This window comes from Stenotrophomonas maltophilia group sp. Smal13 (assembly GCF_030236855.1).
GTDB classification, from domain to species: Bacteria; Pseudomonadota; Gammaproteobacteria; order Xanthomonadales; family Xanthomonadaceae; genus Stenotrophomonas; species Stenotrophomonas maltophilia_A.
The window spans coordinates 50,250-57,487 of record NZ_JASJSQ010000024.1 but is presented as its reverse complement, the minus strand read 5'-3'; the positions used below and the strand labels follow the sequence as shown (position 1 = coordinate 57,487).

Sequence of the window (7,238 nt, the reverse complement as noted above, 5' to 3'; positions counted from 1 at the left end):
CGTCATTTGCAAGGGGGTGTCGGTTGCGCGAGGCAGGATACCGGAGGGGGCTGACGGCCTATGCAGCGCGTGCCGTTATAGGCAAGCCCAGCAGGCTGTCGTGGATGATGCCCCATTGCGGGTATTGGCTATCGTGCAGCTTGACGTCAACAAAGCCGGCTTCCCCCAGCAATCGCACCAGGTGAAGATACGAATAGATCCTCAGTTCCAAAGTTGAGCCGTCACCACCATGGAAGGACAGGTCAGAGAATCGTTGCTCCCTGCCATCGCTGGTGATGTTGACAAGAACCCGATCCGCACCTTTGCCCTCGATCCGGTAGTCGTTGAGCTCAGGGAAGTGCTCAATCGTGACCTCGTGAAATCCATAGGGAACGGTGAGCACAAGCAGCCCACCCGGCTTCAACAATGCCCGCAGGTTTTCGAGCGTGCGCTCGCAGGGCCCATCCACGTGTTCCAGTACATCTGAGCTGACAACAAAGTCATATTTTCCCAGGTAGTGTGCGGCTGGGTGACGGATGTCCAGCATGGGGCGCTTGTGGAAGTAGGTATTGATGTAATCGAACTTGCGCCGCAGGGCATTAGTGTAGATATGGGCGTCGGTCATGCCGATTCCCTTGATCTGTCCGCGCCTGGGGATCCGCTCAAGCACGCGGATCTCCCGCGCTTGGTCCATCTCCGACTGCAGGGCTGCCATGAGGGCACGGAAGCGCAGAGTGGATCCGCAGCCAATACAGCTGCGGGTTTCCCTTTCGGCGATGGCCTCGCGGGATGCTCGCAGGCGGAAACCGCAGATGTTGCACGCGGGCCTCTCGGTGGTCGGTATGCTCACGGGGAAGACGTGTGGGCGAATCGTGTCGAGCCCTTTTCGGGCAAGGCTGCGGCAAATGGCGTACACGCTATGACAGTCCCTGTTCTTGTTGATACCGCCTAGCTTGCCGTATGGCCGTGGCGCGAATCCAGCCTGCCCATTGCCTCGTTTCGTGCCGAAGGCCCTCATGCGCGCGTGATACACAGTGTGACGTTCGATCGATGTGATAATCATTCGCGTTTAAGGTAGACTGCGGTCCCTTGTGAACCGGCGGCCGTGAGCCGCTTCTGCCGCCGCTGATGAAGCATTTCGTCCCGCCTTCGCGCCGTGGTCCACTGGCCCGCGGCCTGGTCGCCTTGATGATGGGTCTGCTCCTGGCCACCCCGTACGTCCATGCGCAGCAGCGCAATCCGCTGCAGAAGATCGGCCACACCGTGCTCGACGAGCCGGCGGTCAGTTATCGCTTCGAGCATTTCGTGGTGGACAGTCCCGACCAGCAACGCCGCTGGCGGGTGAACCTGGCGATTCCGGCCAAGGCCGGCAAGACGCCATCGCCGGTACTGTATGCGCTGGATGGCAATGCCGTGGCCATGGTGCTGGACCAGTCGTTGCTGGCCGAACTGGCCGCACGCAAGGCGCCACCGGTACTGGTGCTGATCGGCTACGACAACGACCTGCGCATCGATTCCAAGGCGCGCACCCGCGACTACACCGCGTGGATTGATCGCGCCGACGACGAGAGCGGTACGACCCAGGCGGTTGGCGGTGGTGCTGCCGCGTTCCTGGATGTGATCGAACGCCGCATCAAGCCGGAAGTCGAGCGCCGCGCACGCATTGATACGCAGCAGCAAGCACTCTGGGGCCACTCACTGGGTGGGTTGTTCGTGCTCAATGCGCTGTACACCCGTCCCGCCGCCTTCCAGTCCTATCTGGCGGCCAGTCCGTCGCTGTGGTGGAGCCAGGGCGCGGCGCTGGGTGATCCGGAACAGCAGTTCGTGCAGAACGTGCATGGCCAGCCAGCGAAGCTGTGGCTGATGCTGGGCGGTGCCGAGCGTGTCGGTGATCGCGGCAAGCGCGACATGAACAATCCGCGCGTGGTCGCGCACCTGCGCCGCATCGGTGGCGCCACCCCGGATGCGGCGATGCAGCTGTCCGAGCGGTTGGCCAAGGTGCCGGGCATGCGCGTGCAGTACCGCGAGTTCGACGGCCTCGGTCACGGCCCGATGCTGCCTGCGTCGTTCCATGCCGCGCTTCATGAACTGTACGGCGTGACCGACCGCAGTGCCGGTGACGGCGCGCCCAATAGCGGTGACAACGCCGCCGAATGAATCCCTTCGCATGCCAAGGCGTGCGACCCCACTACCCAGGCGAGGCTGCCGATGTGCAGCGGCCCAGGCAACCGATGAATCCCGCGTCACGTGGCGCGGCCTACGTGTGCAAGGAGCCTTCCATGTCGTTCCGTCCGTCTTTCCGTCTCACCTCTCTCGCCGCTGGCCTGTTGCTGGCCGTAACCGCCACCGCACAGCCGGTGTTCGATCAGCCGGCCAACGCCACCTTCAAGGGCGAGGTCGTCTCGCGCGGTGAGAACGTGGTTCCCGGCAGCACTGCCGACGTGGTCGGTCGCGGTTTCGTACCGGGCCAGAAAGTCAGCCTGCTGCGTGGCGACAGCGTGCTCAACACGCAGCCGCTGGTGGTCGATGCCGATGGCAACTTCAAGACCCAGTTGAGCATTCCGACCGACGCGGTGCCGGGCACCCACCCGGTGGTGGTGCGCGCCAGCCAGCCGGCTGCAGCCACCGTGCTGAAGCTGCGCGTCTCGCCGCAGTTGCCGCTGTCCGGCCAGGCGCAGTTCGCCACCCAGTCCAACAAGCTGGTGCCGGGCCTGTACCAGTCCGCCTACAGCGCCGCCAGCAACGCGGTATTCGTGACCTCGGCCGTGGGCCGCCCGCCGGTGACCCAGTCGCAGCTGTTGAAGCTTGACCCGAAGTCGCTGAAGGTGACCAAGGCGATCACCCCGGCGCAGGTGCCGGGCAGCACCAATGGTGCGGTGTACGCGGTCTACGGCGTCGGCGTGGATGACACCAACGGCAACGTGTGGGTCACCAACACCCGCCAGAACTCCATCGCGGTCTACCGCCAGAAGGACCTGTCGCTGGTCCATCAGTTCCCGGTCGATGCCGTGCCGCACGCGCGCGACGTGGTGGTTGATGGCACCCACGGCAAGGTGTTTGCCTCGGCCACGGGTGAGGACCACCTGTCGGTGTTCGACGCCAAGACCCTCAAGGAACTGCCGGCGGTGACGCTGGAGTCCGGCGTGGACGACGGCAAGTTCACCCCGATGAGCCTGGTGCTGGACGAGAAGGGCGGCAAGCTGTTCACCGTCAGCATCGGCACCCCGGAAGCGGCAGTGATCGACGTGGCCAGCGGCAAGGTCGAGAAGGTCATCGACCTGGGCAACTCGATCAGCGCCTCGGGCGTGGCCTTCGACGCAGCGCGCAACCGCCTGTACGTGGCCTCGCAGGGCACCGACAACCTGCTGATCGTCGATGTGGCCGCCGGCAAGGTGCTGCACGATGTGCCGGTCGGCGCCGGTGCGCTGAACGTCGCCTTCGATGATGCCTCCGGCCTGGCCTACGTCAGCAACCGTGGCGCTGGCACGGTCACCGTGGTGAACGGTGACGGCAAGGTGGTCGCCAACCTCGACGGCGGCACGTTGCCGAACCACGTCCGTGCCGATGGCAAGGGCAACGTGTTCGCGGTGAACAAGTCGCGCGGCGCCGAAGACCCGAAGGGTGACCGCATCACCCGCATCACCCCGAAGCAGTAAGTCACACGGCGGGGCGGCGCGCACGTCGCCCCGCCAGCAAGGAGAACGAGCATGAACATCGCGTCCCGTCTGCGCCTGTGTGCGCTTCCGTTGGCTGTCTCGCTGGCACTGGCTGCCTGTGGCGGTTCATCGACGCCCTCGGACACCGGCAAGCCGGTTGAGCCCGCCGCCGCCGCAACCGCGGCTGGCGAAGCCGCGTTGCCTGCAGGCTGGCAGCGCGTGGCCGGCACCGACATGCCGGCCGTGCGCGACCAGAAGGCAGTGCTGCCAGCCAAGGTGCATTCCGATGACGGCGCCGACGTCGAGGTGGCCGATACCAGCCGCATCATCGCCGGTGGTGACGACGTGATCGCGGTGATCGAGGCGCTGGGACTGGACAAGCAGGTGTTCGCCGCGCCGACCAATACCACCACCCAGGCCGGCCTGGCTGCCCCGCACCAGTTCCTGTTCAACCGCACCACGGGCGTGGAGGGCGTGCTGAGCCTGCAGGGCTCGCTGTTCCTCGGCAACAGCCTGCGCCGCCACACCGAACTGGCGAAGAAGCTGCGTGAGGTGGGTGAACCGGCGGTGGTCATCGATGACCTGCAGCCTGCGCCGGACAAGGTGCGCAAGGTCGCCGCCGCACTAGGGCTGGCCGAAGCAGGGCAGGCACTTGCCACGCAGGTGCAGCGCCAGCTCGATGAGGCTGCAGCGATTGGCAAGGGCCTGGGCCATGCGCCACGACTGATCCACGTGTCGGCCACCGGCGCCGGTGGCTCACCCACCGTTGCGGGTGCCGACAGTGCGTCGGCGCAGCTGATCGCACTGGCCGGTGGCGTCAACATCGGCACCGAGGCGGGTGTGAAGAACTACTCGCAGCTGAGCAATGAGGGCGTGGTCGCGGCGGCACCGGAAGTGATCCTGGTGACCGAGCATGACCTGCAGCTGTTCGGCGGTGCCGAGGGCCTGTGGAAGGCGTACCCGACGCTGAAGCAGACCCCGGCCGGGCAGGCCAATCGGGTCTGGGTGATGCCGGATGTGCAGCTGAAGTACACCAGTGTCGGTTCCGGTGCTGGCGCGCTGGCGCTGGCCAAGGCCCTGGCGGCGTTGCCGAAGGCATGAGTCCGGCGGATCGGCGCCGCCGTCGCGGGCGGACGATGTTGCTGGTGGCGTTGCTGGCACTGCTGGGGGCAGTGCTGGCCTCGTTCGCCGTGGGCCCGCTGCGGCTGCCGCCGATGGAGGTGATGCAGGCGTTGGCGGTGAAGCTGGGTCTGCTCGATCCACACGCGGTCAGCAGCCGCGACCTCGCTGTGGTCTGGCAGCTGCGTATTCCGCGTGCCCTGTTGGGCGCGATGGTCGGTGCGTCGCTGGCGATGGCCGGTGCCAGTCTGCAGGGTCTGTTCGGCAATCCGCTGGCCGATCCCGGCATTGTCGGTGTCAGCCAAGGCGCCGCACTGGGTGCAGTTGCCGCCATCGTGCTGGGTGCTGCGGGCGCGGCCGGTTGGCTGGTGCCGGTGGCCGCGTTCGCTGGCGGCGCACTGGCCATCGGCCTGACCTACGCATTGGCCCGGCCCGGCAAGGGTACGGGCAACGCCACGCTGCTGCTGGTCGGCATCGCGATGGCGGCGTTCTGCTCGGCGTTGATCGGTTTCCTTACATATATCGCCAGCGAGAGCGAGCTGCAGTCGCTGGTGTTCTGGCAGATGGGCTCGCTGGCGCGCGCCAACTGGGCCGATGTGGCGGCCGTGGTGCCGCTGTTCGCCATCGGCGTGTTTGCGTTGCAGCGATTGGCTACGCCGCTGGACATGCTGGCGTTGGGCGAACGCCAGGCACAGCACCTCGGGCTGGATGTCACCCGCACGCGTCGCCGCCTGGTGGCGTTCAGTGCGCTGCTGGTGGGCTCGGCGGTGGCCTTTGCCGGTTCGATCAGTTTCGTGGGCCTGGTGGTGCCGCACGTGGCACGCCTGCTGGTCGGCCCCGGGCATCGCTGGCTGCTGCCGTTGTCCGGCCTGCTGGGTGCGCTGCTGATCGTAGTGGCCGACACCGCGGCCCGCACGCTCGATCCGCCGGCGGAGATTCCGCTGGGCTTGTTCTCGGCCGCGCTGGGCGCACCGTTCTTCCTCTGGCTGGTGCTGCAGCAGCGCCGCAAGGCCGCACCATGAGCGTGTTGTTGAAGCTGCACGAGGTGGTGGTCCGTCGTCAGCAGCGCGAGATCCTGCACGGCATCTCGCTGGCGTTCGAACCGGGTACGGTCACCGCACTGGTTGGCCCGAATGGCGCGGGCAAGTCCACGTTGTTGGCGGTCGCCGCCGGTGACCTGCGCGCTGACGCGGGCGAAGTCAGTCTGCTGGGCCGGCCGCTGACCAGCTACAAGGCCGGGCCACTGGCGCGCGAGCGCGCGGTGATGCCGCAGGAGCACGGCGTGCGCTTCGCGTTCAGTGTGGAAGAAGTGGTGGCGATGGGGCGGCTGCCGCATCCGCCGGATCCAGCCGTGGACGACGCCCAGGTGGAAGCGGCAATCGATGCCGCCGAGCTGCAGGCGCTGCGCCTGCGCGAGGTGCAGCAGCTGTCCGGTGGCGAGTCCGCCCGGACGACGTTCGCGCGCGTGCTGACGCAGGACACGCCGCTGCTGCTGCTGGATGAGCCGACCGCAGCGCTGGATCTGCGTCACCAGGAACGCACGCTGCGCAGTGTGCGCGCCTGTGCCGAAGCCGGTGCGTGCGTGATCGTGGTGCTGCACGACCTCAATCTGGCCGCGGGCTATGCCGACCGCATCGTGCTGCTGGAGCAGGGCAGGGTGGCAGCCGATGGCACGCCGCTGCAGGTGCTGACCGAAGACAACCTGCAGCGGGTCTACCAGCAGGATGTGGTGGTGCTGGAGCACCCGCGGCGCGGGGTGCCGCTGGTGGTGGTGACGTAGTCCGGAACTGCCTGCGAAGGTGGAGGGCGCACGTAGTTGCGCCTCTCAATTTTGACGCAAATGGACCGGCGTTAGTGGCTTGCTGCTTTGGCAGCTACATTGCGCCCAACGGGCGATGCTCCGGCGGGCGGCGGTACTCTGCGTGGCAATGGGGCTCTCATTTCCGACTCAAGCGCAGCAGGATGTATCGTCGACCCTGTCCCGCTTGTTGCAGTGCCAGCTGACTCACCAGGAATTGGACAACTTCACTGATCGGATTGCAGCGGGCGACCTGACGGATTTCAGTCAGAGCAAGAAAGGTAATGGCGCGGCACTGATGCTCTGGGAGGCTCGGGCTCCTGTCATGGCGTGGGGAGAATCCTCGACGCTTGTGCATGTTTCGGGTGTTCAGGAGATGCTTCTTGCAATTCCGGTGCCCGTTGGAGAAGAGATGGAGCGGGGGAGATCCATTGCGAACCATATCGGGGGTATGTCATCGCGCTGGGATGCCGAGGCCATGGAAAGAGTGTATGGCTGGAAAGGACTCAATCTGTACAAAACGCTCCCTGGTGATCGACATGTACGGATGATTGTTGATCTTTCGTATTCACCGGGATGGGTGACGGTAGGCTGCACCTACGGGGAAATGAGCTGATCAGGGCCGCACGGGCGCATCGTGCCTTGCTCGACTTATCATGGTGCATCTGAATTTCTCAATGGACTGA

Annotated in this window: 7 protein-coding genes; 6 read left to right on the top strand and 1 reads right to left on the bottom strand. The window is 65.9% G+C overall.

Annotated elements, in window-relative coordinates; genetic code table 11:
- Nucleotides 1–58: 58 nt before the first annotated feature.
- Nucleotides 59–829: a bifunctional 2-polyprenyl-6-hydroxyphenol methylase/3-demethylubiquinol 3-O-methyltransferase UbiG gene (locus tag QRO95_RS10645; protein ID WP_285302516.1), complete on the bottom strand. Its 771-nt coding sequence runs from the start codon at nucleotides 827–829 to the stop codon at nucleotides 59–61.
- Nucleotides 830–1,107: 278 nt separating this feature from the next.
- Between QRO95_RS10645 and QRO95_RS10640 the strand changes: the two genes are divergently transcribed.
- From QRO95_RS10640 to QRO95_RS10615, 6 genes are all read left to right on the top strand, one after another.
- Nucleotides 1,108–2,136 carry an alpha/beta hydrolase gene (locus QRO95_RS10640; RefSeq protein WP_285302515.1) on the top strand — a complete coding sequence of 343 codons (1,029 nt, stop codon included), beginning with the start codon at nucleotides 1,108–1,110 and terminating at the stop codon, nucleotides 2,134–2,136.
- Nucleotides 2,137–2,258: 122 nt separating this feature from the next.
- The gene (locus tag QRO95_RS10635) at nucleotides 2,259–3,635 is read left to right on the top strand and encodes a YncE family protein (RefSeq protein ID WP_285302514.1); all 1,377 of its coding nucleotides are present in this window, start codon (nucleotides 2,259–2,261) and stop codon (nucleotides 3,633–3,635) included.
- A 51-nt stretch (nucleotides 3,636–3,686) separates the two neighbouring features.
- On the top strand, nucleotides 3,687–4,736 hold the full coding sequence (locus tag QRO95_RS10630; RefSeq protein ID WP_285302513.1) for a hemin ABC transporter substrate-binding protein: 1,050 nt from the start codon (nucleotides 3,687–3,689) through the stop codon (nucleotides 4,734–4,736).
- Nucleotides 4,733–5,776 (top strand): iron ABC transporter permease, encoded by a 1,044-nt coding sequence (locus QRO95_RS10625; RefSeq protein WP_285302512.1) that lies wholly within the window; start codon nucleotides 4,733–4,735, stop codon nucleotides 5,774–5,776. The genes QRO95_RS10630 and QRO95_RS10625 overlap by 4 nt, the downstream gene beginning before the upstream one ends.
- Nucleotides 5,773–6,534 (top strand): heme ABC transporter ATP-binding protein, encoded by a 762-nt coding sequence (locus QRO95_RS10620; protein WP_049463341.1) that lies wholly within the window; start codon nucleotides 5,773–5,775, stop codon nucleotides 6,532–6,534. The genes QRO95_RS10625 and QRO95_RS10620 overlap by 4 nt, the downstream gene beginning before the upstream one ends.
- Before the next feature lie 148 nt (nucleotides 6,535–6,682).
- Entirely contained in the window at nucleotides 6,683–7,168 is a 486-nt protein-coding gene (locus tag QRO95_RS10615; protein ID WP_285302519.1) for a hypothetical protein, read from the top strand.
- Nucleotides 7,169–7,238: the final 70 nt, after the last annotated feature.